This is a genomic window from Streptomyces sp. NPDC051940 (assembly GCF_040680895.1).
Lineage (GTDB): Bacteria > Actinomycetota > Actinomycetes > Streptomycetales > Streptomycetaceae > Streptomyces.
On record NZ_JBFAXR010000063.1, the window covers coordinates 23,690 to 49,936 of the forward strand.

The 26,247-nt window shown below is 73.4% G+C and carries 24 protein-coding genes, 4 tRNA genes and 1 pseudogene; 15 read left to right on the plus strand and 14 right to left on the minus strand.

Translation table 11 applies throughout. From position 1 onward, the window contains the following. The first annotated feature begins 122 nt into the window (after nucleotides 1–122). The 4 genes from AB0M28_RS23545 to AB0M28_RS23560 all read left to right on the plus strand — a co-directional run bounded on the left by AB0M28_RS23545 (nucleotide 123) and on the right by AB0M28_RS23560 (nucleotide 2,377). Nucleotides 123–881, plus strand: coding sequence for an IclR family transcriptional regulator C-terminal domain-containing protein (locus AB0M28_RS23545; protein ID WP_365408222.1), 759 nt, complete (start codon nucleotides 123–125; stop codon nucleotides 879–881). 59 nt (nucleotides 882–940) lie between these two features. Then, nucleotides 941–1,014, plus strand: a tRNA-Lys gene (locus AB0M28_RS23550). Nucleotides 1,015–1,067: 53 nt separating this feature from the next. Beyond that, nucleotides 1,068–1,141 (plus strand) — tRNA-Lys (locus AB0M28_RS23555). Nucleotides 1,142–1,312: 171 nt separating this feature from the next. Next, nucleotides 1,313–2,377, plus strand: coding sequence for an LLM class flavin-dependent oxidoreductase (locus tag AB0M28_RS23560; protein ID WP_365408224.1), 1,065 nt, complete (start codon nucleotides 1,313–1,315; stop codon nucleotides 2,375–2,377). Between the two features lie 20 nt (nucleotides 2,378–2,397). Here the strand turns inward: AB0M28_RS23560 and AB0M28_RS23565 are convergent. From AB0M28_RS23565 to bcp, 4 genes are all read right to left on the minus strand, one after another. After that, a tRNA-Leu gene (locus tag AB0M28_RS23565) sits at nucleotides 2,398–2,481 on the minus strand. Nucleotides 2,482–2,530: 49 nt separating this feature from the next. Next, nucleotides 2,531–3,184 (minus strand): HNH endonuclease signature motif containing protein, encoded by a 654-nt coding sequence (locus AB0M28_RS23570; protein WP_365408227.1) that lies wholly within the window; start codon nucleotides 3,182–3,184, stop codon nucleotides 2,531–2,533. Continuing rightward, nucleotides 3,181–3,831, minus strand: a complete 651-nt coding sequence (locus AB0M28_RS23575) for an HNH endonuclease (RefSeq protein ID WP_365408230.1) — start codon at nucleotides 3,829–3,831, stop codon at nucleotides 3,181–3,183. Before AB0M28_RS23575 ends, AB0M28_RS23570 begins: the two co-directional genes overlap by 4 nt. A 140-nt stretch (nucleotides 3,832–3,971) precedes the next feature. Beyond that, the gene (gene bcp / locus AB0M28_RS23580) at nucleotides 3,972–4,445 is read right to left on the minus strand and encodes a thioredoxin-dependent thiol peroxidase (RefSeq protein WP_365408233.1); all 474 of its coding nucleotides are present in this window, start codon (nucleotides 4,443–4,445) and stop codon (nucleotides 3,972–3,974) included. Between the two features lie 143 nt (nucleotides 4,446–4,588). On the opposite strand from bcp, the gene AB0M28_RS23585 reads away from it, so the two are divergent. Both AB0M28_RS23585 and AB0M28_RS23590 read left to right on the plus strand, forming a co-directional pair. Beyond that, nucleotides 4,589–4,924, plus strand: coding sequence for a DUF3618 domain-containing protein (locus AB0M28_RS23585; RefSeq protein WP_365408235.1), 336 nt, complete (start codon nucleotides 4,589–4,591; stop codon nucleotides 4,922–4,924). 105 nt (nucleotides 4,925–5,029) lie between these two features. Continuing rightward, nucleotides 5,030–5,332 carry a co-chaperone GroES gene (locus tag AB0M28_RS23590; protein WP_365408289.1) on the plus strand — a complete coding sequence of 101 codons (303 nt, stop codon included), beginning with the start codon at nucleotides 5,030–5,032 and terminating at the stop codon, nucleotides 5,330–5,332. Between the two features lie 96 nt (nucleotides 5,333–5,428). Here AB0M28_RS23590 and AB0M28_RS23595 read toward each other — a convergent pair whose 3' ends face one another. After that, nucleotides 5,429–7,150, minus strand: coding sequence for an EAL domain-containing protein (locus AB0M28_RS23595; RefSeq protein WP_365408292.1), 1,722 nt, complete (start codon nucleotides 7,148–7,150; stop codon nucleotides 5,429–5,431). Between the two features lie 564 nt (nucleotides 7,151–7,714). Between AB0M28_RS23595 and AB0M28_RS23600 the strand changes: the two genes are divergently transcribed. After that, nucleotides 7,715–8,893 carry a M6 family metalloprotease domain-containing protein gene (locus AB0M28_RS23600; protein ID WP_365408238.1) on the plus strand — a complete coding sequence of 393 codons (1,179 nt, stop codon included), beginning with the start codon at nucleotides 7,715–7,717 and terminating at the stop codon, nucleotides 8,891–8,893. Between the two features lie 148 nt (nucleotides 8,894–9,041). On the opposite strand, the gene AB0M28_RS23605 is transcribed toward AB0M28_RS23600, so the two are convergent. From AB0M28_RS23605 to pepN, 6 genes and pseudogenes are all read right to left on the minus strand, one after another. After that, nucleotides 9,042–9,115 (minus strand) — tRNA-Lys (locus AB0M28_RS23605). Beyond that, on the minus strand, nucleotides 9,077–9,682 hold the full coding sequence (locus AB0M28_RS23610; protein ID WP_365408294.1) for a bifunctional DNA primase/polymerase: 606 nt from the start codon (nucleotides 9,680–9,682) through the stop codon (nucleotides 9,077–9,079). The genes AB0M28_RS23605 and AB0M28_RS23610 overlap by 39 nt, the downstream gene beginning before the upstream one ends. Nucleotides 9,683–9,803: 121 nt before the next feature. Next, nucleotides 9,804–10,178: a hypothetical protein gene (locus AB0M28_RS23615; RefSeq protein WP_365408241.1), complete on the minus strand. Its 375-nt coding sequence runs from the start codon at nucleotides 10,176–10,178 to the stop codon at nucleotides 9,804–9,806. Between the two features lie 91 nt (nucleotides 10,179–10,269). Next, nucleotides 10,270–11,598 carry an AAA family ATPase gene (locus tag AB0M28_RS23620; protein WP_365408244.1) on the minus strand — a complete coding sequence of 443 codons (1,329 nt, stop codon included), beginning with the start codon at nucleotides 11,596–11,598 and terminating at the stop codon, nucleotides 10,270–10,272. Continuing rightward, nucleotides 11,595–11,819 (minus strand): annotated as a pseudogene (locus AB0M28_RS23625) (hypothetical protein); the annotation flags it as partial. The pseudogene AB0M28_RS23625 and the gene AB0M28_RS23620, both read right to left, overlap by 4 nt. A 369-nt stretch (nucleotides 11,820–12,188) precedes the next feature. After that, on the minus strand, nucleotides 12,189–14,771 hold the full coding sequence (pepN, locus tag AB0M28_RS23630; RefSeq protein ID WP_365408247.1) for an aminopeptidase N: 2,583 nt from the start codon (nucleotides 14,769–14,771) through the stop codon (nucleotides 12,189–12,191). A 103-nt stretch (nucleotides 14,772–14,874) separates the two neighbouring features. Here pepN and AB0M28_RS23635 point away from each other — a divergent pair, with 103 nt between their 5' ends. Next, on the plus strand, nucleotides 14,875–15,549 hold the full coding sequence (locus AB0M28_RS23635) for a hypothetical protein (protein ID WP_365408250.1): 675 nt from the start codon (nucleotides 14,875–14,877) through the stop codon (nucleotides 15,547–15,549). 9 nt (nucleotides 15,550–15,558) lie between these two features. On the opposite strand, the gene AB0M28_RS23640 is transcribed toward AB0M28_RS23635, so the two are convergent. Continuing rightward, on the minus strand, nucleotides 15,559–16,962 hold the full coding sequence (locus tag AB0M28_RS23640) for an amino acid permease (RefSeq protein WP_365408252.1): 1,404 nt from the start codon (nucleotides 16,960–16,962) through the stop codon (nucleotides 15,559–15,561). Nucleotides 16,963–17,304: 342 nt separating this feature from the next. On the opposite strand from AB0M28_RS23640, the gene AB0M28_RS23645 reads away from it, so the two are divergent. Continuing rightward, nucleotides 17,305–17,895 (plus strand): biotin transporter BioY, encoded by a 591-nt coding sequence (locus tag AB0M28_RS23645; RefSeq protein ID WP_365408255.1) that lies wholly within the window; start codon nucleotides 17,305–17,307, stop codon nucleotides 17,893–17,895. On the opposite strand, the gene AB0M28_RS23650 is transcribed toward AB0M28_RS23645, so the two are convergent. Beyond that, the gene (locus AB0M28_RS23650) at nucleotides 17,804–19,339 is read right to left on the minus strand and encodes an MFS transporter (RefSeq protein WP_365408258.1); all 1,536 of its coding nucleotides are present in this window, start codon (nucleotides 19,337–19,339) and stop codon (nucleotides 17,804–17,806) included. The genes AB0M28_RS23645 and AB0M28_RS23650 overlap by 92 nt on opposite strands. A 95-nt stretch (nucleotides 19,340–19,434) precedes the next feature. Between AB0M28_RS23650 and AB0M28_RS23655 the strand changes: the two genes are divergently transcribed. From AB0M28_RS23655 to AB0M28_RS23665, 3 genes are read left to right on the plus strand one after another with little or no spacing between them, the layout of a single operon-like run. Then, on the plus strand, nucleotides 19,435–20,031 hold the full coding sequence (locus AB0M28_RS23655; protein WP_365408260.1) for an XRE family transcriptional regulator: 597 nt from the start codon (nucleotides 19,435–19,437) through the stop codon (nucleotides 20,029–20,031). A 47-nt stretch (nucleotides 20,032–20,078) separates the two neighbouring features. Then, on the plus strand, nucleotides 20,079–20,567 hold the full coding sequence (locus tag AB0M28_RS23660; protein ID WP_365408263.1) for a ribose-5-phosphate isomerase: 489 nt from the start codon (nucleotides 20,079–20,081) through the stop codon (nucleotides 20,565–20,567). Then, nucleotides 20,567–21,385 carry a DNA-formamidopyrimidine glycosylase family protein gene (locus tag AB0M28_RS23665; protein ID WP_365408266.1) on the plus strand — a complete coding sequence of 273 codons (819 nt, stop codon included), beginning with the start codon at nucleotides 20,567–20,569 and terminating at the stop codon, nucleotides 21,383–21,385. The genes AB0M28_RS23660 and AB0M28_RS23665 overlap by 1 nt, the downstream gene beginning before the upstream one ends. A 7-nt stretch (nucleotides 21,386–21,392) precedes the next feature. On the opposite strand, the gene AB0M28_RS23670 is transcribed toward AB0M28_RS23665, so the two are convergent. Next, a complete protein-coding gene (locus AB0M28_RS23670; RefSeq protein WP_365408269.1) occupies nucleotides 21,393–22,622 on the minus strand; it encodes a GNAT family N-acetyltransferase in 1,230 nt (409 codons plus the stop codon). A gap of 125 nt (nucleotides 22,623–22,747) precedes the next feature. Here AB0M28_RS23670 and AB0M28_RS23675 point away from each other — a divergent pair, with 125 nt between their 5' ends. The 3 genes from AB0M28_RS23675 to AB0M28_RS23685 all read left to right on the plus strand — a co-directional run. After that, nucleotides 22,748–23,899 carry a PP2C family protein-serine/threonine phosphatase gene (locus AB0M28_RS23675; protein WP_365408271.1) on the plus strand — a complete coding sequence of 384 codons (1,152 nt, stop codon included), beginning with the start codon at nucleotides 22,748–22,750 and terminating at the stop codon, nucleotides 23,897–23,899. A 155-nt stretch (nucleotides 23,900–24,054) separates the two neighbouring features. Beyond that, nucleotides 24,055–24,840 carry an ABC transporter ATP-binding protein gene (locus tag AB0M28_RS23680; RefSeq protein ID WP_365408274.1) on the plus strand — a complete coding sequence of 262 codons (786 nt, stop codon included), beginning with the start codon at nucleotides 24,055–24,057 and terminating at the stop codon, nucleotides 24,838–24,840. Further along, a partial coding sequence (locus AB0M28_RS23685) for an ABC transporter permease (RefSeq protein WP_365408277.1) occupies nucleotides 24,837–26,247 on the plus strand: 1,411 nt, incomplete at its 3' end. The genes AB0M28_RS23680 and AB0M28_RS23685, both read left to right, overlap by 4 nt.

Sequence of the window (26,247 nt, forward strand, 5' to 3'; positions counted from 1 at the left end):
CGCCGTTCACGGCTATCGTGGAAGCAACCGCCCTGCGGGTGCCACAGGATCACGCCCTCCCGTGGTCACCGGCAGCGACGACTGGTTCTCGAACAGTAACGCTCCGTCGGTCAGGGGGCACCGTGGCTGTGAAGCCCGAACCCACGGCACCGTTCCACTCGGTGCAGCACGCCTTCCGCGTGCTCGAATCCGTCACCCGGCACCACGACGGCGTCAGCGCGGCGGAACTCGCCCGCGAGACCGGCCTCCCCGGGGGCCATCTCGCCCACATGATGATCATGTTGCGCCGCGAGGGGTACGTCGAGCAGATCGCCGACGGCTCCTATGTGGTCGGCGAGTCCCTCGTCCTCCTCGGCTCCACCGCCGACCGCACCCGCGCCCTGCAGAACAAGCTGCAGACCGCCCTCGACGCCCTGCGCGAGAGCACCGGGGCCGCCATATACCTCAGCCGCTACGAGGACGGCGAGATCAGGGTCACCCACGTCTCCGACGGACCCGCCGCCCCCCGGGTCAACGAGTGGGTCGACTTCCGCTCCGCCGCCCACGCCACGGCCATCGGCAAGTGCCTCCTGCTGCAGCTCGACCTCGACGCCCGGCGCGACCACCTCTCCCGCCACCGCATCGCCCGGCTCACCTCCCGGACCGTCACCAACGAGAAGGCGTTCCTCGCCACCCTCGACCGGCACCCTGTCACCGTCCCCACGCTCGACCTGCAGGAATACGCCCTGGGCACGGTGTGCTCGGCGGTCCCCCTGACGGCCGGCTCCAGGGTCGGCACCCTGGCGCTCTCGCTGCCCCTGGAGAGCGCCCACCGGCTCCGCGCCGCCACGGACGCGCTCAACCGCAGCGCGGCGCCGCTGCTGCTGTCCATGGCGATCTAGATCACATCCACGGGTGGTCGGGACCACTGACCGGGACCCTGTAGAGTTGAGGACGTCAAGCGCCGCTAGCTCAGTTGGTTAGAGCAGCTGACTCTTAATCAGCGGGTCCGGGGTTCGAGTCCCTGGCGGCGCACTACGGAACGATCAAGGCTGGACAGCGCTCTGCGCGGATTCCGGCCGAGTCAGGCGCCGCTAGCTCAGTTGGTTAGAGCAGCTGACTCTTAATCAGCGGGTCCGGGGTTCGAGTCCCTGGCGGCGTACCGATCGTTCCGTACCACTGGGCGTTCCCGAGGATTCGGGGACGCCCAGAGTCGTTTGCGGGAGGTCCCGTCCGGGAGCTGCGACGCCACCGCCGGGGAATAACCGGAGACCCGCTCCGATTGACGGTTGAAGGCACATCACCCGCACCGCAATCCTGGAGGCCCGCCGCCATGTCGTCCGACGCCGCCGCCGTCCCGCTCTCCGTACTGGACCTCGCCACCGTCGGCACCGGCCATACCGCCGCGCAGGCGCTGCGCACCTCCGTACGGCTCGCGCAGACCGCGGACACCCTCGGCTACACGCGCTACTGGGTCGCCGAACACCACTCCATGCCCGGCGTCGCCTCCTCGTCCCCCGCGGTGATCCTCGCCCACCTCGCCGCCCACACCGGCCGCATCCGGCTCGGCTCCGGCGGCGTCATGCTCCCCAACCACGCGCCGCTCGTGATCGCCGAGCAGTTCGGCACCCTGGAGGCGCTCGCGCCTGGCCGCGTCGACCTCGGACTCGGCCGCGCACCGGGTACGGACGGGGCCACGGCGGCGGCGCTGCGCCGCACGACGACGCTCCCCGAGGGGGCGGACGAGTTCCCCTCCCAGCTCGCGGAGCTGACGCACTTCCTGGACGACGACTTCCCGCCCGGCCACCGCTACGCCCGCATCCACGCCGTCCCCGGCCCGGTACAGGGCAAGGCCCCCGGCGGGGTCCAGTCCGCCGACCGGCCCGCGATCTGGCTCCTCGGCTCCTCCGGCTTCTCCGCCCGGCTCGCCGGCGAACTCGGCCTGCCCTTCGCCTTCGCCCACCACTTCTCGGCGGCGAACACACTCCCGGCGCTGGACCTCTACCGCTCCTCCTTCCGCCCCTCGGCGGCGCTGTCCGCCCCGTACGCCATGATCGGCGTCTCGGCGCTCGCGACGGAGGACGCGGCGGAGGCGGACCGCCAGGTCCGCACGCAGGCCCTGTCGATGCTCCGGCTCCGCACGGGCCGCCCCGGCCTGGTCCCGTCCCCGGAGGAGGCGGCGGCGTACGACTTCAGCCCCCTGGAGTCGGAGTTCACGGACAGCTGGCTCGCGAACGTCGTCCACGGCACCCCGGACGAGGTCGTCACAGACCTGCGCGCGCTGACCGCCCGCACGGGCGCCCAGGAACTGATGCTCACGGCCCCGGCACACAGCGGCGACGCACGAGTCCGCTCGTACGAACTCCTGGCGAAGGCGTGGGGGCTGCCGGTCCATTGACCGGCAGCCCCCACATCGGGTGCGGCCGGTGGGATTCGAACCCACACGGGGTCTCCCCCACTGGCACCTAAAGCCAGCATGACTGCCAATTCCATCACGGCCGCGCGCTGGTCATGCTACCCGCAGGCCTCCGCCGCACCCAAGGTCCGTTCGCTATGGCCGGGCAACGCCCCGGCACCACGTGTCCGTGACCGCGTGGCAGTTCGGGCACAGGAAGCGGAGGTTCTCCGGGCGGTTGTCGAGCCAGTCGCCGTTGATGTGGTCGATCTCCAGCGTGATCGGGTCGCCCTGCCACGTCGTGTCGTTGCCGCACTCCGCGCAGCGTTCCGGGCGGCCGGTTTCCAGCAATGCGCGGCGCAGCATGAACGTCCTCGTTCTGCGGCCGTTGGCGGAGAGGACGAGGATCTCCTCCGGCGGGATGCGCCGGACCCGTCCTGGTCTGCCCCGCTGGTGCGCCTGGCCGAGGAAGTGCGAGGTGTCGAGGCCTTCCTCGGCCACCCATGTGCGCAGCGCCTTCCTCGTGGTTGCGGTGTCCGGGATCCCGAGGCTGCGGAGTGTCTCCGCGATGGACCGCGAACCGGTCACCGCCGCGCTGAGCACCTCCGCGGGCGGGCACGCCCGGCGTCTCCTGGGACGGCGTGCCATATGCGACACGTCGATGCCCATCTCGTCGAATCGACGGAAGAGGTGGCGCTCGAGGCTGTCGTAGGGTCGGGTGCCCAGGTGGGCGATGACCGCCTCGATGTCGCCGCACACCCGCGCCGCCTCGGTGAGGCGCTCCCTGGTGTACCGCTGCGGCCTGCTCACGCGGCCGCCCTCCTGTTGGCCCGCCCCCGGTAGGTGTCCGTGGCCGCATGGCAGTTGGGGCAGAGCAGGCGGAGGTTCCTTGCGCGGTTGTCACGCCAGTCGCCGTCGATGTGGTCCACCTCCAGAGGCAGCGGACGGCGCCGCCACTGCGGCCCCTGGCCGCACCGGGCGCACCGCTCGGGTACGCCGATGCTCAGTAGCGCCCGCTTCAGGCGGTCTCCGGGAACGCGGCGCGCCGTCGCCGGGTCCTGCCGGACGAGGCGTTCCTCCGGGCGGCGCCAGCGGAGCCGCAACCGCTCCCCTTTGGCTGACCGGACGAAGTGGGACGTGTCGATGCCCATCGACCGGACGCGGCGGCTGATGTGCGTATGGTTTCCGCCGACCACGGCCAAGCCCAGGTGCTGCAGCACCTCGCACATGTTCGTGGAGGCCGCGACCGCCTCGGCCAGCCGGTCCCTGGTCCAGCGCGCCCCGTTCTCCGTTGCGAAGTGCGACGTGTCCACTTCCAGCTTCCGCATCCGCTCCCGGAGGTACCGCCGCGTCCCGCTCCGCGGATCCACCCCCAACCGCTCCAGCGTCTCCGTCAGCGTTCCCGACGCCGCGGCCGCCTCCGTGAGTCGTTCGCGGGTGTACGGACTTGCCCCCATGGTGTTGCCCCTCCGACGAAGTTTCCGTCCTCGTACAGAGCAACGATCGGACTATCGTAAGGTTACGTAGAGTGAGTGCTCTTCCGCCCAGGAGGGCGAATCCGTCACTCCGGGGAGTCGGAGCGGGGGGATCGCGGTCCTCAGGCCTCGACCTTCAGGTCCTTCAGGAGCTTGGCCACGTGGCCGGTCGCGCGCACGTTGTACCAGGCGTGTTCGACCTTGCCCGCCTCGTCGACGACGATCGTGGAGCGGATCACGCCGGTGACCTTCCTGCCGTACATCGTCTTCTCGCCGAAGGCGCCGTACTGCTCCAGCACCGCCTTGGACGGGTCGCCCACCAGGGTGACCTTCAGGGACTCCTTCTCGCGGAACTTCGCGAGCTTCTCCGGCTTGTCGGGCGAGACGCCGATGACGTCGTAGCCGGCGGACGCCAGGAGGTCGAGGTTGTCCGTGAAGTCGCAGGCCTGCTTCGTGCAGCCGGGGGTGAGGGCCGCCGGGTAGAAGTAGACGATGACCTTGCGGCCGGCGTGCTCGGCGAGGGAGACCTCGTTGCCGTCGGCGTCGGGGAGGGTGAACGCGGGGGCGGTGTCTCCGGGCTTCAGGCGGTCGCTCATGAGTGCGAGGGCTCCTCTTTGCGGGTGACGGCTATTGCGGGGTCGATATCGCAGTCGAGCCTAGCGGCTGACAGACTGTGCACATCGGACAAGCCTGACGGGCGATACGGCGACCCGCGGCGAGGCAGAGCGGAGGCAGCGCGGTGTCGGATGCCAGGACCCCGGCGCAGATCGAGGCGGCGATCGTCCGCCGCAGGCAGGAGCTGGCGGCGACGCTCGACGAACTCGCGACGCGGGTGCACCCGCAGGCGATCATGAGCGATGTACGGGCCCGTACGCTCGGCGCCGTCGACCAGGCCGCGGGCCGCGCCTTCGTCGCCGCGAACCGGGCCGTCACCGGGGTGAAGTCGCAGCTGGTGGCGGCCGACGGCTCGCCGCGGCTGGACCGGGTGGTGCCCGTGGCGCTGGCGGCGGTGGCCGTGGTGGGGCTGCTGGCGCTGGGCTCGCGGCGGCCCCGCAAGGGCAGCCGGCGCCGCTGAGCGGGCCGCGGGCCAACCCCGGTGGCAGCGGCCGTCCCCCCGCGCGGGTACCGTCGTACCGTGACTGACTCCTCCCCGCCGACCCACGACAAGCTCCCCATCCGGATGCTGCACGACCGCGTGCTCGTCCGCACCGATACGACCGAGGGCGAGCGCCGCTCGTCCGGCGGCATCGTGATCCCCGCGACCGCGCAGGTGGGCAAGCGCCTGTCCTGGGCCGAGGTGGTGGCCGTGGGGCAGAACGTGCGGACGGTGGAGCCCGGCGACCGGGTGCTCTACGACCCGGAGGACCGCGGCGAGGTCGAGGTGCGCGGCATCGCGTACGTGCTGCTGCGGGAGCGCGATCTGCACGCGGTGGCCGCCGAGCGGCTGGAGGGGTCCGCGGACTCGACCGGGTTGTATCTGTAGGAACGCGGGCGGCCCTTTCAGGAACGCGGGCGGTCCCTTCAGGACTGCGGGCGCTCCTTTCAGGACCGCGGGCCGGGTGGACCGCCCCGCCGGCGGTCAGCTCCCGGGGGAGCGCAGGAGCAGTGCCGTGATGTGGTCCGCCGGGACCGCCCGGCTGTAGAACCAGCCCTGCGCCGTGTCGCAGCCGATCGCCCGCAGGCGCTGTGCCTGGTCCTCCGATTCGACGCCCTCCGCCGTCACCGACAGCCCGAGCTGGTGGGCGAGGTGTACCAGGGCCTCGACGATCGTCTCGTCCGCCGGGTTCGGGTGCTCCGCGTCGCGGAAGCCGCGGACGAAGGAGCCGTCCAGCTTCAGCGTCGTCACCGGCAGCCGGCTGAGGTAGGCGAGGTTCGAGTAGCCGGTGCCGAAGTCGTCGATGGCGATCCCGACGCCCATCTCGTGCAACTCCTGCAGGGCCTGCAGCGGGCGCCCCGCGGAGCCCATCACCGCGGACTCCGTCAGCTCCAGCTGGAGGAGCCCGGGCGGCAGCCCCGTCTCCTTCAGGATCGACGCCACGTCCGCCACCAGGTCGGAGTCCCACACCTGGCGCACGGCGACGTTGACGCTGACGAACACGGGCTCGTCCGGCCTCGACTGCTGCCACGCGTGGGCCTGCCGGCAGGCCGTACGCAGCACCCAGCGGCCGAGGGGGACGATCGCCCCATTCTCCTCAGCCAATCCGATGAACCGATTCGGCGCGAGCAGTCCGAGCCGCGGATGCCGCCAGCGCACCAGCGCCTCGACGCCGCGTACGGCCCCGTCGCCGAGCCCCACGAGCGGCTGGTACGCCAGCTGGAACTCGCCGCGTTCCACCGCCGGGCGCAGTCCCGAGGAGAGGGCCTGGCGGGTCATGCGGTGCGCGTTGCGCTCGGGGTCGAAGAGCGTCCAGCGGGCCTTGCCGTCGGCCTTCGCCCAGTACAGCGTCGTGTCGGCGGCCTGCATCAGCGCCGTGGCCGTCGTGCCGCGCGCGACGCGTTCCACCACGCCGATGCTCGCGGAGACCGACTGCCGCTGCCCGGCCAGGTCGAACGGTTCCTGCAGGGCGCTGAGCACCGCCGAGGCGAGTTCGCTGACCTGGTCGGTGCCGGTGGAGTCGGCGATGAGCACGGCGAACTCGTCCCCGCCGAGCCGGGCCACCAGATGTCCGCCGGCGCACTGGGTGAGCCGCTGGCCGACCGCGGCGAGCAGCCGGTCGCCGGTGCGGTGGCCGAGGGTGTCGTTGATGGCCTTGAAGCCGTCGAGGTCGAGGTAGAGCAGCCCGATCCGGCCGCTGCCCCCGGGGTCCCGGGCTCCGTCCCTAGTGCCGGGGGCTCCCTCGCGGGCGCCTTCGCGGGCTCCCTCGCGCGCTCCGTCGCGGGCCCCTTCCAGGGCCGCGGAGAGGCGCTCGAAGAACAGGGCGCGGTTCGGCAGCCGGGTGACCGCGTCGTGCATCTGCAGATGCCGCAGTGTGGCCCGCAGCTCCCGGTCCTCGCCGACGTCGGCCACCGACAGCAGGGCGCCGCCGGCGGGCAGCGGGGTGATCGTTACTTCAGCCCACAGCGGCGAGCCCGTCGCCGTGGTCAGCCGCCGCGACACCTGCAGCAGGGGCCGCCGCCCCTGGAGTACGTCGATGAAGGAGCCCCACATCCACGGCTCGTCGCGCAGCTCGCACAGATCGGCGGCGGAGGCGCCGGTGAGGGCGCCGGGACCCGCGGTGTCGGCCGTGCCGGGCAGCGCGAAAAGGGTGAGCATCCGTTCGTTGGCCGTACGCAGCAGCCCGTCGCTGCCGATGACGGCCATCGCCAGATGCGCCGACTGGAAGGCGCCACGGAAGTCCTCCGCGTCGGCCGGCGCCGCGGCAGCCAGATGACGCTCCGTGACCAGTGTCGCCGTGGTGCCGGTCCCGCAGACCGGCCCGCCCAGGGATCCGCTCACCGCTCGCTCCCGCCCGTAGGGGGCACACGTGAAGGCGTGCGGCGGCCCTGAACAGCGCCGCCGTCACGCGGGAAATGTGCCGATCATAGAGGCAGTCCGGCGTGTCGATCCAGCAGCGCCGTGAGCCCTGGACCCACGGTACCCCCGCGAGTGGCCCGCAACTGCCCGGTTGTGAACGCGCCCGTCCACGTCTGCTCGAAAGTGACTCTCTGTAAACCTCAGTTCGATCACGCCCGCCGGGCGCCGCTCACCCGGCTGGCGCAGGTGAACAGGGCATGTGCCGACAAAAGCGCAGAGGGTGGGGCTTGTTCGGTAAGTCCGCATTCGTGAGCCGACGGGGTCGATGTGGTGCAGACAGGGCGCATAGCCAGGCTGGGTGAGGCAGGGTCGGACAGCCCGCGCGGGGCAAGGGCCCGGCGGATAACCGCGGTGGCCGGTTCGGTCGCCGCGCTCATAGCCAGCTCGTTCGTCGCAGGTCCGGCGGGGGCGGACGCACCCCGCCCGTGCGCCCTCGAACGCACCGACGCGCATCACTCGGAGGGCGTCGACACCTGGAACGCCGCCTATCCGCAGCCGCGGAAGTCGCTGAACGCGGTGATGGTGTTCCTCTCCTTCCCCGACGCGGAGCCGCGCACCGGCACCGCCGAACTGGCCGCGGACCACTTCCCGGCCACCTCCGAGTTCTTCGCCCGCTCCTCCTACGGGCGCTTCAAGCTCCGCGCCACACCGCTGCCCCGGTGGATCGAGATGCCGTCACCGTCGACGGCGTACGACATCCAGCGCGACTGGGCCCCCGACCGGCGGGCGCGCTATCTGCGCGACGCGGTCGCCGCGGCCGACGCCAAGGTCGACTTCCGCGACTACGACATCGTCTACTTCGTCGCCGACCCCGACGCGCCCGGCGTCGACTCCGACGCCACGAAGGTCGTCAACTTCGACCGGCCCCTGGTCGCCGACGGCGCCCAACTACGCCGTATCGTCACCGTCTTCGAGCAGCACCCGCCGGACCGCAACGTCCTCGCCCACGAGACCGGCCACGTCTTCGACCTGCCGGACCTCTACCACCGGCCGGTGGACGGCAAGGCCGACTGGGACACGTACGTCGGCGACTGGGACGTGATGGGCAGCCAGTTCGGGCTGGCGCCCGAGCCCTTCGCCTGGCACAAGTGGCGGCTCGGCTGGATCACGGACGGCCAGGTGGCGTGCGTGCGGGAGACGGGGAGCAGCGTGCACTCGCTGCAGCCGCTGTCGGCGCCCGCGGCTGCGGCCACGCTGCGCAGCACGCGCATGATCGTCGTCCGTACGGGCGCGGACAGCGCCATCGCCGTCGAGGCGCGGGGACGGGCCGGGAACGACGCGGAGTCGTGTACGGAGGGCGTGCTCGTGTACCGGGTCCGGGCGCGGACGTCCTCCGGTGACGGTCCGATCGAGGTCCTCGACGGGCATCCCGGCTCGGACGCGTGCCACACCACGTCGGTGTACCCGCCGCTGGCCGATGCGCCGCTGGGGGTCGGGGAGAGCCTCGACCTCGCGTCGGACGGCGTGTCGGTGTCGGTGACGGGGCGCGCCGCGGACGGTTCGTGGACGGTGCGCGTGGACCGCGCGTGAACCCGTCCGCCCCATGACTGCGTCCCCCGGGCCCCGCCCCTGGCCCGGGGGGCGCGACCGCGTGGCCCCATGCCGTACGACGGCACGGGAAACGACGAAGGCCGAGTCCGACTGCGTTTCCGCAATCAGGACTCGGCCTTCGGCCGGGTACGCCGCCAGGGACTCGAACCCCGGACCCGCTGATTAAGAGTCAGCTGCTCTAACCAACTGAGCTAGCGGCGCCTGGTGAGACGACTCTAGCATCTGATCGGCCGAGATCGAAAATCGATATTCGGCCCGCGGCCCGGCCGCCCGGACGCACGCCCAGAGCACCGCCTGGGCCCCCGGCAGCCAGGGGTGACGGACCTCCGGGGCGACCAGCCAGCGCGTGCCGGGCAGCGGACCGGTCTCCGGTACCCGCAGGGGCGGGATCGTGACCGCGTCGCCCTCGCCGTGGCACAGCGGGCGCGGGATCGCGCCCGCCCACTGCTCCCAGGCCAGCAGCGAGGGCAGCCGGGCGGCCGTGCCGGGCGCGGCGAAGAGCAGCGTGCGGCCGCGGACCACGGCGACCGGTCCGCTGCCCGGTCCGTCGGACCAGAGGCGGTCGACGACCAGCCGCCCGTACAGCGAGGGCAGGCTCACCACGTCGAAGACCGTGCCGCACGGCAGCACGCTGGGAGCCGTGGGCCGTGCGGACCACAGGGCCAGCACACTGCGCGGGAAGGCGGAGGCGGAGGCCAGCCAGTCGGCTCCGGCCTGGGTGACGTACGCGGTGAGGGCCGGACCGGTGCCCTGGATGTCAGTGGTCATGGCATATGCCTACCGGCGGGCCGGGCGCGGGCCGCGGGCTTCCCCGGAAACGCGGACGTCGGACAGGGGGTGGGGGTATCCTCCCGGGCTTCCGGAAGCCGGGACCGGGCCCCGGCCGGCGTCAGTCGTCGGTCCGCGGTTCCTTGCCCTTCAGCAGGTCGCGGCCGAACTCGATCATCCGCTGGGCGTAGTCCACCGACCAGTCGGCCCGCTCGGCGACGGCCTCGGCGGTGAGCCGGTCGAAGCGGCGCGGGTCGGCGAGCTGGGCGGCGGCGATCGCCTGGTACTCGACGGCGCGGTCCGCGGCCGCGCGGAACGCCAGCGCCAGCTCCGTGGAGCGGGCGAGCAGGTCGCGCGGGTCGTCCAGGCCCTCCAGGCCGAAGAAGTGCTCGGGGTCGGCGACAGCCTCCTGCGGCTCGAAGATCAGCGAGGAGGGGCGGCGGGGAACGACACGGCCGCCCTCACCGGGGGTCTGAGCCGGCTGCGGCTCCGTCATGCGTGGTCCTCCAGTTCATTGGCCGCCTCCCATTGTCCCGTGCCGCGCAAGAGGGCGGGCATTCCGGGCGGTACGGCGGTGGGCGGCGCGCTCACACCCGTACGGCGTGCTCCGCCAGATGCGCCAGCACCGCCTGGTGCGCCTCCCAGCCGTCCGGGAACTTCACCTCCACGCCCAGGCGCACCGGCTCCGCCGACGGGTACTCGTCGAGCAGTTCGGGGATGCCCGCCCGGGTGACCACCACGCACGCGTGCCGGTGGCGGGACGCGAGCACGCACAGCCGGCCCGTCTCCAGATGGAACGCGGTGGCGTCCGGGCGGCCGGACAGCGGGTGCAGGACGACCGTCACGTCGAACTCCATGCCCTGCAGCCGGTTCGCCGTGTCGACGCTGACGCCCTCGACGCCGAGGGCGGTCAGCGCCGCGCGTACCGCGGCCGCCTGGTCCCGGTGGGCCGTGCCGACCGCGATCCGGTCGGCGCCCACGGCGGTGCCCTCGGGCTCGCGCTCCGAGTGGGCGACCGCACGCCGGTCCAGCAGCCGCCGTACGACCTGGGCCACGGCGGCGACGGCCTCCGGGTCGGTGCGCGGGGTGTGCCGGGGCGGCAGCTCCAGCAGGCCCCAGCCGGACTCCGCGGCGACCTCCAGCACCCGGTCGACCGGGGAGCCGTCGCCGGCGGCGGTCAGGCGCAGGGTGCGGTCGTCGGGGCCGGTGCCGCTGCGGAACGGGGTGAACGGGTAGAACGCCTCCGACACCAGCGGCGCCGCCGAGGCCGGCAGCCGCCACGACACCGGGAGCCGGCGCTGCGGCAGGTCAGGGTTGTGCGCGAGCAGCGTCGTCACGGCGCTCGCCGACGGGTCGTACGACAGACCCGCCCACTGCTCGGAGCCGACCACCGCGAACGGGTCCAGCTGCCCGGGGTCGCCCACGAACAGCGCCCGCTCGAACAGGCGGCCCACGGCCAGCAGCGAGTCGGAGCGCATCTGGTACGCCTCGTCGACGATCGCGTGCTCCCACGGCTCGGTGTCCTTCACCCACGCCCACTTGGCGGCGGTGGAGACCACGACGGGCAGCCCGGCGAGATCGCCGATCTTCGCGGACTTACGCACCTGCTCGTGCCGGTCGAGGAGCGGGTCGTACGGGCTGGGGTCGCTGCTGTGCAGCCTGCCGAGCGGCAGCTCGGGCTCGGCCACCGCGAGCCGGTCGACGAGATCGTCGACCTGCGCGTTCGTCTGGGCGACGATCATCAGCCGGCGCCCGGCGGCGGCCAGTTCGCGCGCGGCGCGGACCACGAGCGTGGACTTCCCCGCGCCGGGCGGCGAGTCCACGACGACGCCGCGGGCGCTCCCGCGCAGGGTGTCGCGCAGGATCTGCTCGGTGGCCAGCCCCGCGGCCTCCGCGGGCTCTTGCTCGGCGCTCACAGGAAGTCCTCCGCGGTGAGGGGGTCGGCCGCCTCAACCACCGCACCCCCGGCCGGCCCACCATGCGTCCACGGCGTGTCCTCGGGATCGGGCAGCCCCGCCCCACCCCTCGCGGCGTGCTCAAACCCGGTGAACACGACAACGTCCCCCCACTCGGGCACACTCCCCACCTCGGGGGTCTTCCCGCGCCCCATGCCACTGGTGAGCCGCAGCACGATGACCCTCCGGGGGGCGGTGTCGGCGCCGGGGTGCGAGGGGGTGGGGATGTGGGACGGGGTGCCGGGGTTCGAGGTGGCGGGGATGTGGGACGGGTGGCTGGGGTCCGAGGGGGCAGAGATGTGGGACGGGGTGCCGGGGTCCGAGGGGGCAGAGATGTGGGACGGGGTGCCGGGATTCGAGGTGGCGGGAATGTGGGACGGGTGGCTGGGGTCCGAGGGAGCGGGGATGTGGGACGGGGTGCTGGTCTGCGAGGCGGCGGGTTGCCATTCCAGCCCGTCCGGCGTTTGAGGACGAGGCGCGTCAGCGCCGATGCGGCCGGAGGCCGCCGGGGGGTCCGGGGGCGCAGCCCCCGAACACCCCGTGTCAAACGGTCACCGACCGCCGGAGGCCTGCGCGCGCAGCGCCCGCGCAAGATCATCACGAGCCTCGAGAACCAGCCGCCGCAAGGCAGGCGCCGCCCCCGCGCGATCGGACAGCCACGCATCGGTAGCCGCCAACGTACCGACGGAGTCCTGCAGCGCCGGATAGAACCCCCGCACCACGGCCATCCCGATCTCGATCGACCGCTCGGCCCAGATCCGCTCGATCACCTCGAAGTACTTCGACGCGTAGGGCGCCAGCAACTCCCGCTGCCCCGCCTGGTCGAAGCCCGCGATGGTCGCCTCCACGATCGCGTTGGACAGCTCGTCCGACTCCACGACCGACGCCCACGCCGCGGCCTTGACCTCCGCGGACGGCCGCGCCGCGAGGCACCGCACCGAATGCCGCTTGCCGGACGCCGTGTTGTCGCGCGCCAGCTCCGCCTCGATCCGCTCCGCGTCCGCCGCCCCCTGCGCGGCCAGCGGCAGCAGCAGCGCCCAGCGCAGCTCCTGGTCCACGTCGAGCCCGTCGACGACCGCGTTCCCGTCGAGCAGCTGCTCCAGCAGCTGCAGATCCGCGGGGCTGCCCGCCACGGACGCGAAGAACCGCGCCCACGCCAGCTGGTGCCCGCTGCCGGGCTCCGCCTGCCGCAGCTCGCCCAGCGCCGCCTCGGCCAGCACCCGCTCGGCCTCGTCGCGCTGCGACGCCTGGCAGAAGCGGTCGACGGTGAGGCGGGCCTGCCCGTGCAGGTTCTGCAGCACGCCGATGTCGGACTCCGTGCCCGCGAACCGGGTCACGAGGGAGATGAAGTCGGCGGCGGGCATCAGCCCGTCCCGGGTCAGGTTCCACACGGCCGACCAGCACAGCGCCCGCGCCAGCGGGTCCGTCAGCTCACCGAGGTGCCCGCGCAGCGTCTCCAGCGACCGCTCGTCGAAGCGGATCTTGCAGAAGGTGAGGTCGTCGTCGTTGACCAGGACCAGATCCGGACGCTCCTGCCCGGCCAGCTCCTTCACCACCGTCCGCGTCCCGGTGACGTCCAGCTCGGCGCGGGCGTAGCGCACCAGCGCCCCCTCGGCGGGGTCGCGCCGGTACAGCCCCACGGCCACCCGGTGCGGACGCAGCTCCGGGTACTCGGCGGCGGCCTCCTGCAGCACGACGAGCTCCGTGATCCGGTCCTCGGCGTCGTAGGTCACCTGCGGCGTCAGCGTGTTGACGCCGGCGGTCTGCAGCCACGCCTTCGCCCAGGCGGCCATGTCCCGCCCGGAGACCTCCTCCAGTACGGCGAGCAGGTCGCGCAGCCGCGTGTTGCCGTACGCGTGCCGCTTGAAGTAGCGCCGCGAGCCCTCCAGGAACGCGTCCCGGCCGACGTACGCCACCAGCTGCTTGAGCACCGAGGCGCCCTTGGCGTAGGTGATGCCGTCGAAGTTGAGCTTGGCGTCCTCCAGATCGCGGATGTCCGCCGTGATCGGGTGCGTCGTGGGCAGCTGGTCCGCCCGGTACGCCCACGCCTTGCGCTGGTTGGCGAAGGTGATCCAGCCCTCGGTGTACCGGGTGGCCTCGGTCATCGAGAAGGTGCCCATGAAGTCCGCGAAGGACTCCTTCAGCCACAGGTCGTCCCACCACTCCATGGTGACGAGGTCGCCGAACCACATGTGCGCCATCTCGTGCAGGATGACGTTCGCCCGGCGCTCGTACGCGGCCCGCGTCACCTTGCCCCGGTAGATGTACTCCTCGCGGAAGGTGACCAGCCCCGGGTTCTCCATCGCGCCCAGGTTGTACTCCGGGACGAACGCCTGGTCGTACTTGCCCCAGGGGTAGGGGTAGTCGTAGTTGTCGTGGAAGAAGTCCAGGCCCTGCTTGGTGACCTCGAAGATCTCGTCCGAGTCGAAGTACTTGGCCAGCGACCTGCGGCACTGCGCGCCGAGCGTGATCTCCAGCTCCGTGCCGTCCTCGAAGGTGCGCGTGTAGCGGTCGTTGACGCTGTGGTACGGACCGGCCAGCACCGAGGTGATGTACGTCGAGATCGGCTTCGTCGTGGCGAACCGCCAGGTCGCCGAGGCGTCGTGGTGCCGCTCCACCGGGCCCGTCTGGGCGCCGTTGCTGAGGACGAGCCACTCGGCGGGGGCCGTCACGGTGAAGGTGAAGGGCGCCTTGAGGTCGGGCTGCTCGAAGTTGGCGAAGACCCGCCGGGCGTCCGCCGGCTCGTACTGGGTGTAGAGGTAGACCTCGCCGTCCTCCGGGTCCTGGAAGCGGTGCATGCCCTCGCCGGTGCGGCTGAAGGCGCACTGGGCGTCCACCACCAGCTCGTTCTCCGCGGACAGGTCCTCCAGCCGGATCCGGGAGCCGTCGAAGACCTCCGCCGGGTCGAGGTCGCGGCCGTTCAGCGTCACCGACTGCACGTGCGGGGCGATCAGGTCCGCGAACGTCGAGGCGCCGGGCTCCGCGCAGCGGAAGCGGAGCGTGGTCACCGAGCGGAAGGGCTGTGCCACCGGGGCCACGGCCGGACGCAGGTCCAGCTCGACCTCGTACGAATCCACCGACAGCAGCCGTGCCCGCTCCCGGGCCTCGTCACGGGACAGATTCTCACCGGGCACCGATCGACTCCTTCGTCTGTGGATGTACGCCGGAATCATGTCACGAGGCCCTGACGGGCGGTGCTCGGGTGCGGGGCCTGGATATGCCCGATAGCGTCCCGGTATGGGACTACCGCTGGGGCGTGCGGGCGGCCGGGACGAACCCGGACTGCCGGGCGGCGGCGCCCCGTACGCCTCGCTCCCGCCGCGCGTCACGGACCGCGCGGTGCGGCTGGCCGCCCGGCTGCTGGCCGCGGTGTGGACGGCGGTGGGGCTGCGCCGGGCGGGCTCGCTGCTGCGGCACTATCTGCGCGGCTCCGGCCGCCCGTACCGAGCGGACGCCGGCGCGCTGCTGCGGCTGCCGGCGGTGGCCGGGGCGGTGGACGCGGAGCTGCTGCGGTGGCGGCTGGAGGCGCTGCAGCGCTGGGAGGACGCGGGCGGCGCCGAGGTGCGCTGCCCGGCGGACAGCGGCTGGCGGGGCGTGCTCATCACCCGGCCCCGGGGTACGGCCCAGGCCGCCTGGCGGTCCCTGGACTGGTGGCTGGCGCTGCGCGGGGTGTCGTACCGGCTGAGCGGCACGGTGCGGGTGCGCCGCGACGGGGCGGTGACCGTCGACCACCGCTTCGAGGTGCACATGAACTGGAACTCGGGCCGCGGCGAGTCCGGTCCCGGCATCCCCCTCACGCCGTTCGCCCGGCTCCACGGGGCGGGGCTGGCACGGGAGTTCACCGTGACCGGCGAGGCGGACGGGCTGGTGTACGACGGGACCCGCACCCGGGGGGCGCGGGTCCCGTCGTAGGCGCGGGGGTCAGCGCCGCGCTGTCCGCTTCTGCCGTACCAGCCCGACCACCGAGAGCACCACGGCCAGCCCGCCGGTCGCGTACAGCTGTGTGCGGGTGTCCGGCTCGCGCAGCATCAGCACCAGGACGGCGGCGATGCCGGCCAGCGCCAGCCAGGTGAGGTACGGGTAGGCCCACATCCGTACGGTCAGCAGCTCCGGCGACTCGCGCTCCAGCTTCCGGCGCAGCCGCAGCTGGGCGACGGCGGTGAAGCCCCAGACGACCAGGACGGTCGCGCCGACCATGTTCAGCAGCCACTTGAAGACGGTGTCCGGCCACCAGAAGCTGGCCAGGACCGCCGCGAAGCCGTACGAGCAGGTGGCGATCACGGCGCGGCGCGGCACGGAGCCGGCCACCTTGCCGAGGAACGCCGGGCCCTGGCCGCGGGCGACGAGGGAGTACGCCATGCGGGAGGCGCCGTAGATGTTGGCGTTCATCGCGGACAGCAGGGCGGCCAGGATGACGATCTCCATGATCGTGCCCGCGTGCGGGATGTCCAGCCGGTCGAGCGCGGCGACGTACGGGCCCTTCTCGACGACCTTCGGGTCGTTCCACGGCACGAGGGCGACGACGACGGCCATCGATCCGACGTAGAAGACGGCGATGCGGAGCATGGCGGTGCGGACCGCCCTCGCGACGCCCGCGCGGGGGTTCTCCGACTCGGCGGCGGCGATCGTGACGTTCTCCAGGCCGCCGTAGGCGAAGACGGAGGCGAGCAGGCCGACCAGCAGGCCGTCGGCGCCGTTCGGGAGGAAGCCGTGGCCGGCACCGGTGAGGTTGTCCAGACCCGGCGCGGCGTGGCCGGGGAAGGCGTCGAGGACGGCCAGCACCCCGACGATCAGGAAGACGGTGATCGCGACGACCTTCAGGCCGGCGAACCAGAACTCGGCCTCGCCGAAGTTGGCGACGGCCGCGAGGTTGGTGGCGCAGAAGACCACCATGAACAGCGCGACCCACATCCAGGTCTCGGTGCCCGGCAGCCAGCCGGTCACGATGCCGGCGGCGCCGATGGCCTCGGCGGCGATCGCGACGCCCAGCAGCGTCCAGTACATCCAGCCGGCGGTCAGTCCCGCCCACGGGCCGATCGCGCGCTCGGCGTGTACGGAGAACGAACCCGAGGCGGGGTTCGCGGCGGACATCTCGCCCAGCATCCGCATGACCAGCATGACCAGCAGGCCGGAGAGGGCGTACGCGAGGACGATCGACGGACCGGCGGCGGCGATGCCCGCGCCGGAGCCGACGAAGAGGCCGGCGCCGATCACGCCGCCGAGGGCGATCATCGTGAGGTGGCGCTGCTTGAGGCCGTGGCCGAGCTTCCCGCCGGCGGCGGGGGTGCCGGTGGCGGGGGCGGCCTTCTCCAGGGTCGGGGACATGGGGCTCCCTGAGCACGGGGTGGGGGGATGGAGCGGCCAGTCTGCAACGGGTGTCCATTTATCGGAGCCCGGTGTCCGATTATTGAGACGGTGATCCGGCCGCGGCCGACCCGGCGTCACCGCCCATCCACCCTTTCGTCGCCGCCGCTTTGGTGAAACCCAACAGGGGGTCCTCCGGGTGCCGTCGTGACGTAACTCACGTGACCAGCGTGAATCGGGCCCTTGGCGAGTGGGAGCGCACAAGGCCCTCCCGTGGACCTTTGTCACTCTCTGACCAAGACCAAGGTCCACTCGCCGACTTAGGGTCACAGAGGTCCCACCCTCACTGTGATCGGAGTCCCGATGACCACCGCCGTCCTCGCCAAGGAAACGCACCGCGCCACGCTGGCCGACCTGCTGCCCGGCACCCGCGTCCGCGACGCGGCCCTCGTCGTCGGCGGCGCCGTGCTGACCGGCGCGGCCGCCCAGCTCTCCGTGCCGATCCCGGGCTCCCCGGTCCCGGTCACGGGCCAGACCTTCGCCGCGCTGCTCGTCGGCGCCTCGCTCGGCACGGGCCGCGCGTTCGCCTCGCTGCTGCTGTACGCGGTGGCGGGCATGGCCGGCATGCCGTGGTTCGCCGACGGCACCTCGGGCTCCTTCGGCATCCCGTCCTTCGGCTACATCCTCGGCATGCTGCTGGCCTCGACGGTCGTCGGCGCCCTCGCCCGCCGCGGCGGCGACCGGAACGTCTGGCGCACGGCCGGCACGATGGCGCTGGGCAGCGCGATCATCTACGCCGTCGGCGTCCCGTACCTGGCCCTCTCCACGGGCATGTCGGCCTCGGCGGCGATCGCGGCGGGCCTCACCCCGTTCCTCCTGGGCGACGCGGTGAAGGCGGCGCTGGCGATGGGCGCGCTTCCCGCGGCGTGGAAGTTCCTGGGCGACCGCGGCTGACGCCGGCCGTCCCCACGGGCCCCGCTCCGGTGCTGTGCACACCGGCCGGGGCCCGTTCGGCTTCCCCGGGCCGCGACAGGCGGGCGACGAGGAGGAGCAGTACGCCGCAGCCGGCGACCACGATCCAGCCCGGCCGCGACGCGTGTGCGAGCCCTGCCGGACCGGTGGCCGCGACCAGACCGCCGGCGACGGCGATGCCGAGCGCGGAGCCGAGTTGCCGTGCGGTGGAGGTGATCGCCCCGGCCACGCCGGCGCGGGCGGGCGGCAGCCCGTTGACCGCGGTGTTGGTGATCGGGGCGTTGGCGAAGCCGAACCCGACGCCGATGAACGCGTACGCGGCCAGCAGCAGGAGCACGCTCGTGTGCGGGGTGAGCCGGACCAGGCAGAGCCCGCCTGCCGTGATGAAACCGCCGGCGAGGAGCAGCGGCAGCCGCGGTCCCGTACGGCCGACCATGCGGCCGGACCAGGGGGCGCAGACCGTCGCCCCCACGGCCAGCGGCAGGGTCGTCACGCCGGCGGCCAGCGGTGTCCACCCCCGGGTGTGCTGCAGATAGAGGGTGTTGAGCAGCAGGGTCATGCTCAGCGCGACGAAGACCGCCACCGCCCCGACGACGGCACCGCTGAAGACCGGGCGTACGAAGAGCCGCAGGTCCATCAGCGCGTCGCGGCGGCGGGACTCGACCCGCACGAATCCGGCCGTCGCCACGGCGGCCCCCAGGTAACCCGCCAGCGCCGCGGGCGAGGTCCAGCCGATGCGCGGCCCTTCGATCAGGACGCCGACGACGACCGCGAGGACCACGGTCAGCAGGACCTGGCCGGGCAGGTCGAGCGGCCGGGCCCGCGGGGCCCGGGACTCCGGCACGAACACCGCGCTCAGCAGGAGAGCGGCCACGACGACGGGTGCGTTGATCCAGAACAGCGCCCGCCAGTCGAGCCCCGCGAGCAGCGCACCGCCCGCGACCGGTCCGGCCGCCGTACTCAGCCCGAACACCGCCGCCCAGACGCCGATCGCCCGTGCCCGCTCCTTCGGGTCCGGCATCGCGTTCACCACGATCGCGAGCGCCACGGGGCTGAGCATCGAGGCGCCGACGCCCTGCAGGGCGCGGGCCGCGACGAGTGCGCCCGCCGACGGGGCGAGCGCGCAGAGCAGTGAGGCCGCGCCGAACACGGCCAGCCCGCACTGGAACACCCGGCGGCGTCCGAAGCGGTCCGCCAGTGCGCCGGCGGAGATCAGCAGGCTCGCCAGGACGAGGGTGTAGGCGTCCACGATCCATTCCAGACCGCGGGTGCCGGCAGCCAGGCCGTGCCCGATGGCAGGCAGGCCCACATTGACGATGGTGGTGTCCAGGCCCACCAGGAACATGCTCAGACAGCAGACGGCCAGCACCGTCCGGCGTCTGCGTGCGCTCAGCACTGGGGGTACGGGGTGTGTCGTCGCGGCCACGGCTGCCTCCGGCGTAGGGGGACGGTGCCCGGCCAGGCTCGGCCCGGGCCACGGCCGCGGCCCATCGATTTTGCGAACACTGCAAAACTGGATCCATGGACACGGCATCCGGGGACACAGAGCTGGAGCGGATTCTCGACGGCATCGGGCCCCGGTTGCGCCGGCTGCGCCGGGACCGGGGACTGACGCTCGAGGCGCTCGCGGCCACGACCGGGATCTCGGTCAGCACGCTGTCCCGGGTGGAGTCGGGCAGGCGGCGCCCGACCCTGGACCTGCTCATCCCGCTGGCACGGGCACACCGCGTGGCACTCGACCAGCTGGTCGCGGCGCCGGCCAGCGGCGACCCCCGGGTGCACCTGCGGCCCCTGCGCAAGGAGCGCGGGAGCGTCCTCGTGCCGCTGACGCAGTACCCCGGCCGGGTGCAGGTCTTCAAGCAGGTGCTGGCACCCCGCCCGCCGGAGCCGGTCACCCACGAGGGCTACGAATGGCTCTACGTCCTCGCCGGCCGGCTGCGCCTCATCCTCGGGGAGCGGGACTTCACGCTGCGGCCCGGCGAGGCGGCCGAGTTCGACACCACCGAGCCGCACTGGTTCGGCCCCGCGGACACGACCGCCGTGGAGATCCTCCATCTCTTCGGCCCACGGGGCGACCAGGCCGTCGTGCGCACCACCCCGTCCGCGCCCGCCCCCTGAGCGGCCCCCGCGCGTCGCGGTCCACCGGGCATGCCACACTCGTGCACATGCGCGTGTACCTCGGCAGCGACCATGCCGGTTTTGAGCTCAAGAACCACCTCGTCGAGTGGCTGAAGGCGAACGGGCACGAGCCCGTCGACTGCGGGCCGCACATCTACGACGCCGTCGACGACTACCCGCCGTTCTGCCTGCGGGCCGCGGAGAAGACCGCCGCCGACGCGGGTGCCCTCGGCGTCGTCATCGGCGGGTCCGGCAACGGCGAGCAGATCGCCGCCAACAAGGTCAAGGGCGTGCGGGCGATCCTCGCCTGGTCCAAGGAGACCGCCCAGCTGGGGCGCGAGCACAACAACGCCAACGTCATCAGCGTCGGCGGCCGGATGCACACCCAGGAGGAGGCGACGTCCTTCGTCGAGGCCTTCCTGGCGACGCCCTTCACCGGCGAGGAGCGCCACCAGCGCCGGATCGACATGCTGAGCGCCTACGAGACGACCGGCGAGCTGCCGCCCGTCCCGGCCCACCACCCCCAGCAGGACTGATGCCCGAGGGGCACACCATCCACCGGCTGGCCGCCGACATCGGCATCCGCTTCGGCGGACGCGCGGTGCGGGCGGCCAGCCCGCAGGGGAAGTTCGCCGACGGCGCCGCGCTCATCGACGGCACGCGGCTGACCGGCACCGAGGCGCACGGCAAGCACCTGTTCCTCGGGTTCGCCGCCGTGGGATGGGTGCACATCCACCTCGGGCTGTACGGGAAGGTCGCGTTCGGCGACGGCCCGGCGCCCGCCCCCGTCGGCCAGGTGCGGCTGCGCCTGCACACCGGGGCCGGTTACGCCGATCTGCGCGGCCCCACCGCCTGCGAGCTGATCACCGAGGGCGAGAAGGACGCGATCCACGGCCGCCTCGGCGACGATCCGCTGCGTACCCGGGACGACGGCGAGCGCGCCTGGGCGCGCGTCTCCCGCAGCCGGACGTCCGTCGCCGCCCTGCTGATGGACCAGAAGGTGATAGCCGGCGTCGGCAACGTCTACCGCGCCGAGGTCCTCTTCCGCCACGGCATCGACCCGTACCGCGCCGGCCGCGACCTGACCCGCGCCGCATGGGACCTGGTCTGGGCCGATCTGGCCGCCCTCATGCGCGAGGGCGTCCGCCTGGGCCGCATCGACACCGTCCGCCCCGAGCACCTGCCCGAGGTCATGGGCCGCCCGCCGCGCGTCGACGACCACGGCGGCGAGGTGTACGTCTACCGGCGGGCCGGGATGCCCTGCCACGTCTGCGGGACCGAGGTTCGTACCGCGGAGCTCGTCGCCCGCAACCTGTTCTGGTGCCCGGGCTGCCAGCCCGCCGCGACCGCCTGAGGCAGCCTCAGAAGCCGTGGGAGAACCACGGCGCCACCGGGCTGAGGAACGCCGCCGACGCCTCCGCCAGCGCCCCCGGCCGTACCTCCGTCACCCGCCCCGCCCCGGCCAGCGACGCCAGCGACGTCCCGCCGAGATACACCGCACCCAGCTCCGACGCGCCGAGCAGCAGGTCCGCCGGCTCCTCCGTCCGCTTGCACTCGGCGCCTCGCGCGTCGCCGGACAGCAGCCAGCGCCCCTCGTTCCACGGGCAGAACGGATCGGCCACGTCCAGCACCACCCGCACCGGCGCCGCGTACGTCCGCGCGTCCAGCGCCGCGGCCACGTCCACGATCCGCACGAACAGCCCGTCCCGCACCTGGAAGCCGCACCTGCGCTGATCGCTGACCAGGTGCAGCAGGGGATCGTCCACCGGCCGGCTGCGGAAGCGCAGCGTCGAGGTGAGGGACATTGCGAACAGGTAGTCCCACAGCGCCGCGTACGCCGCCGGCGTCAGCGCCTCCACGTCCCGCAGGAACACCGAGCCGTCCGGCCCGGCCGGCGTCCAGTTCGGCGCCACGGCGTACCGGGCGTAGCCGAGCAGCTCGTCCCCGTCGTACGCCAGTACGCACATCAGCGGCGAAGCCCCGTCGCGCTCGGACGGCGGGTCCAGGACCTGCCGCGCCTCCCAGCCGGGCGACCGCTCGAAGAGGCCGGGGCGGGCGGTGACGCGCCGGGCGTAGATCCGCTCGCAGTCGGCGAGCGCCTCGTCCGGGTCGGCGAGTTCGAAGCGGATCCGCTCCGCGCCCGCCGGCAGCCGCAGCCGCACCCGGTCCGTGTCGATCTCCGCCCGCAGCTGCGCGCAGCCCAGCCCGTACCCGAACCGCGGGTAGATGTCCGGCTCCGAGGCCAGCAGCACCGACAGCGGCTCCCCGCGCCGCCGTACGTCGTCCAGCTGCCGGCGCATCATCGCCCGCAGCACGCCGCGGCGCCGGTGCGTCGGCGCCACGCCCACGCACGTCACCCCGGCCGCCGGGACGACCGCGCCGCCCGGCACCACGATCCGGAAGGAGAACGCCCCCGCGGTGCCCACGATGCGGTGGCCGTCCCGGGCCGCGATCGTGCGGTCCGGTTCGTTCACCTCCGCGTAGAACGCCCGCTCCTCGACGTTCTCCGACACTCCGCCGAACGCGAGCTCCACCTGGCTGAACCAGGTGTCCCATTCCCCAGCTTCGATCTCCCGCAGTTCAGTCGTCATGCCCCCATCACTAGCAGCGGTTTCGCCAACAGGCGAGCGCATTTCGCATACGCTTTCGGCGATGGACACGGGTGTCGCGCCAGGAAATCGACGTGCGGCCGTTCGGGTGGATAGGGTCCCGGGGCATGGCGGGTGGAGGACGAAGGAGCGGGGGGAGTACCCCTACGGCTCGGTGGCGCAAATCGCTGCACCGGGTCCGCGTCAGCCTGCGCCGCTCCGCCGTCGACTACTTCCGCGGTGACGGCTCCGACTGGATCGCGCTGGCCGTCCTGATGGCCGCCATCCCCCTCACGGCGTGGGGCACGATCACCCAGCCCGAGTGGATCTCCCCCTCGGCGCTGGTGCTGCCGATCGTGCTGGGCGGTCTGCTGCTGCGCCCGGCGAGCCTGCTGGCGCTGTACGCGGCGGCCGCCTCGGCCCTGATCGTCGAGGCCGTCGTCCTCGGCCCGTACACCGAGGGGCCCGCGCGGGTCACCCCGGGCACGGTGCTCGTCGTCGCCGCCGTGGGGCTGACCGGGCTGGTCATCGCCCAGTTCCGGCAGCGCGTCGGGGTGCCCTGGCGGCGCGGCGGGACGATGCTCTTCGACCTGCGCGAACGGATCCGCGTCCAGAGCAAGCTGCCCGGGCTGCCGCGCGGCTGGCACGCCGAGATGTCGCTGCGGCCCGCCGGCGGCCAGTCCTTCTCCGGTGACTTCGTCGTAGCCACGCGTACGCACGGCGGGCAGGTGCTGGAGGCGGTGCTCACGGACGTCTCCGGCAAAGGGATGGCGGCCGGTTCGCGCGCGCTGCTGCTGTCCGGTGCCTTCGGCGGACTCCTCGGCTCGCTCCCGCCGCACGACTTCCTCCCCGCGGCGAACGGCTACCTCCTCCGCCAGGAATGGGACGAGGGCTTCGCCACTTCGGTCCATCTGGTCCTGGACCTGGAGTCCGGTGACTACGAACTGCTCTCCGCCGGCCATGTGCCGGGACTCCAGCTCAGCGCGGGCACCGGCCGCTGGGAGGAGAAGACGGCCGACGGCCCGCTGCTGGGCGTGCTGGACGGCACCCAGTTCGATCCGGTGAAGGGCCGGCTGCGGCGCGGGGACGTCCTGATGCTCTTCACCGACGGCCTCGTCGAGGGCCCTGACCGCGAGCTGTCGGACGGCATCGACCGTCTGACGGGGGAGGCGGACCGGTACGTCTCGTCGTCCTTCCGCGGCGCCGCATGGCATCTGATCGAGGCGGTCGCCAAGGACGTCAAGGACGACCGGGCGCTGCTGCTCGTGTGCCGCGACTGACTCGCCTCTGCAGGGACCGCTCGCGTCCGCCCTGACCGACGGGTCCTGGTCGGGTTAACCCCACCCCGGATCCGCCGGTAGCCGCCATGGTCCCTCCCGCCCCCGCTCCGTAGCGTCGAAACCGGACATTCGAGTACGGCGGAGAGGCGGACGGCATGCGGCGGGCGGCGGTTCAGGAGCGGGCGGAGACGGACGGGTACGCCGTCGAACTGCGCGGCGTGCACCGGCGGTACGGGCGCGGCGCGGGCGCCGTGCACGCCCTGCGGGGCGTCGACCTGGGCCTGGCCCGCGGCACGTTCACCGCCGTGATGGGCCCCTCCGGCTCCGGCAAGTCCACGTTCCTGCAGTGCGCCGCGGGCCTGGACCGCCCCACCTCGGGCTCGGTACGCCTCGGCGGCACGGAGATCACCGGCCTGAACGAGAACAAGCTCACCGAACTGCGCCGCACCCGCCTGGGCTTCGTCTTCCAGGCGTTCAACCTGCTGCCGTCCCTGACGGTCGAGGACAACGTCCTGCTGCCGCTGCGGCTGACCGGGCAGCGCCCCGGCCGGCGCCGCGCGGAAGAGGTGCTCGGACAGGTCGGGCTGGCGGACAAGGCCCGCCGCCGGCCGGGGGAGCTGTCCGGCGGCCAGCAGCAGCGCGTGGCGATCGCACGCGCCCTGGTGACCCGGCCGGACGTGGTCTTCGCCGACGAGCCCACCGGCGCCCTGGACACCGGCACGGCCGCCGAGGTGCTGGGGCTGCTGCGCCACGCGGTGGACCGGCTCGGCGCGACCGTCGTGATGGTCACGCACGACCCCGTGGCCGCCGCCTGGGCGGACCGGGCGCTGTTCCTGGCGGACGGGGCGTTCGCCGACGCCCTCGACCGCCCGTCCGCCGAGGCCGTCGCGACCCGGATGACGGCGCTGACCGGGCGCGTACCGGCAGGGGTGGCGGCGTGAGCCTGCGGGGCAACGGGCTGGCCCGGGCGGCCGTCCGCTTCAAACCGTCGTCCTTCGTGGGCACGTTCGTGGCGCTGGCCATGGCCGCGTTCATCGTCTCCGCGTGCGGGATCCTGCTGGAGACCGGCGCGCGGGCCTCGGTCCCGCCGGTGCGGTACGCCGGGGCGCCCGTGGTCGTCGCGGCCGACCAGCAGGCCCGGCTGACCGTGGGGCACGGCGAGGAGCGCCACGTCGAGTCCGCCCAGGTACCGGACCGGGCCTTCGTCGACGCGGAGCTGGCCGGGCGGCTGAGCGGCGTGCCGGGCGCGGCGCGTGCGGTCGCCGACGTGAGCTTCCCGGTGCGGGTGGGCGACGCCGCCGGGGTCACCGCCCACGGCTGGGGCTCCGCCGCCTTCACCGGCGTACACCTGGCCGAGGGCGTCGAGCCCCGGCCGGGTGAGGCGGTGCTGGACCGCGCCGCCGCGCAGGCCGCCGACGCGGCCGTGGGCGACACCGTCCGCGTGGCCACCGCCGACGGCGGCCGCGACGTCCGTGTCGCCGGTCTCGCGGGCTCGCCCGGTGCCGGGGCCGACGGCCCCGCCGTCTGGCTCCCGGACGCCGAGGCCGCCGCCCTCGCGGGCCACGGCGGCCGCGTGGACGCCATCGCCGTCCTTCCGGCGAAGGGCACGTCCACACCCGAGCTGGCCGACGCGGTGAAGGCCGCCGTCGGCGGCAGGGCGCTCGTGCACACCGGCGACGACCGCGGCGCGGTGGAGGACCCCGGTCTCGCCGGGGCGCGGGAGGTGCTCACGGGGCTCGGGGGCTCGTTCGGCGGGATCGCCACGATGGTCGCGGTGTTCACCGCGGCGGGCACGGTCGCGCTCTGCGTGAACCAGCGGGCGCGCGAGTTCGCCCTGCTGCGGGCGATCGGCGCGACACCGCGCCAGATCCGCCGCTCCATCGCGACCGAGGCGCTGCTGGTCGCCCCCCTCGCCGGCGCCCTGGGCTGTCTGCCCGGGATCGGCCTGGCGGCGTGGTGGTTCGGTCAGCTGAAGGACCGCGGGGCGGTGCCCGCGGCCGTGGACCTGCACGTCTCGTTCATCCCCCTGGTCAGCGCGATCGGCCTCGGCCTGCTGACCGCCCTGTGCGCGGGCCGCCTCGCGGCGCGCCGCCCGGCGCGGATCAAGCCGGGCCAGGCCCTGACGGAGGCGTCGCTGGAGCGCCTGCGGCCGGGCGTCGTACGGACGGTCCTGGGCGTCGGCGCGCTCGTCGGCGGCGGCTTCTTCGCCGTCCTCGCGGCCTCGTCGGCCGGCGACGACGCCGCGGAGGCGTCGCTGGGCGTCGTGATGCTGTTCATGCTCGCCGTGGCGCTGCTCGGGCCGCTGCTGGCGCGGCTGTGCGCGGCGCTGTTCGGGGTGCTGCTGCGCG

Excerpts from the sequence above, each read along its gene's own strand:
- AB0M28_RS23560 (WP_365408224.1), top strand. The coding sequence starts at position 1,313 with ATGTCGTCCGACGCCGCCGCCGTCCCGCTCTCCGTACTGGACCTCGCC.
- AB0M28_RS23575 (WP_365408230.1), bottom strand. The coding sequence starts at position 3,831 with ATGGGGGCAAGTCCGTACACCCGCGAACGACTCACGGAGGCGGCCGCG.
- bcp (WP_365408233.1), bottom strand. The coding sequence starts at position 4,445 with ATGAGCGACCGCCTGAAGCCCGGAGACACCGCCCCCGCGTTCACCCTC.
- AB0M28_RS23590 (WP_365408289.1), top strand. The coding sequence starts at position 5,030 with ATGCTGCACGACCGCGTGCTCGTCCGCACCGATACGACCGAGGGCGAG.
- AB0M28_RS23595 (WP_365408292.1), bottom strand. The coding sequence starts at position 7,150 with ATGGCCGTCATCGGCAGCGACGGGCTGCTGCGTACGGCCAACGAACGG.
- AB0M28_RS23610 (WP_365408294.1), bottom strand. The coding sequence starts at position 9,682 with ATGACCACTGACATCCAGGGCACCGGTCCGGCCCTCACCGCGTACGTC.
- AB0M28_RS23615 (WP_365408241.1), bottom strand. The coding sequence starts at position 10,178 with ATGACGGAGCCGCAGCCGGCTCAGACCCCCGGTGAGGGCGGCCGTGTC.
- AB0M28_RS23635 (WP_365408250.1), top strand. The coding sequence starts at position 14,875 with ATGGGACTACCGCTGGGGCGTGCGGGCGGCCGGGACGAACCCGGACTG.
- AB0M28_RS23640 (WP_365408252.1), bottom strand. The coding sequence starts at position 16,962 with ATGTCCCCGACCCTGGAGAAGGCCGCCCCCGCCACCGGCACCCCCGCC.
- AB0M28_RS23645 (WP_365408255.1), top strand. The coding sequence starts at position 17,305 with ATGACCACCGCCGTCCTCGCCAAGGAAACGCACCGCGCCACGCTGGCC.
- AB0M28_RS23655 (WP_365408260.1), top strand. The coding sequence starts at position 19,435 with ATGGACACGGCATCCGGGGACACAGAGCTGGAGCGGATTCTCGACGGC.
- AB0M28_RS23660 (WP_365408263.1), top strand. The coding sequence starts at position 20,079 with ATGCGCGTGTACCTCGGCAGCGACCATGCCGGTTTTGAGCTCAAGAAC.
- AB0M28_RS23665 (WP_365408266.1), top strand. The coding sequence starts at position 20,567 with ATGCCCGAGGGGCACACCATCCACCGGCTGGCCGCCGACATCGGCATC.
- AB0M28_RS23670 (WP_365408269.1), bottom strand. The coding sequence starts at position 22,622 with ATGACGACTGAACTGCGGGAGATCGAAGCTGGGGAATGGGACACCTGG.
- AB0M28_RS23675 (WP_365408271.1), top strand. The coding sequence starts at position 22,748 with ATGGCGGGTGGAGGACGAAGGAGCGGGGGGAGTACCCCTACGGCTCGG.
- AB0M28_RS23680 (WP_365408274.1), top strand. The coding sequence starts at position 24,055 with ATGCGGCGGGCGGCGGTTCAGGAGCGGGCGGAGACGGACGGGTACGCC.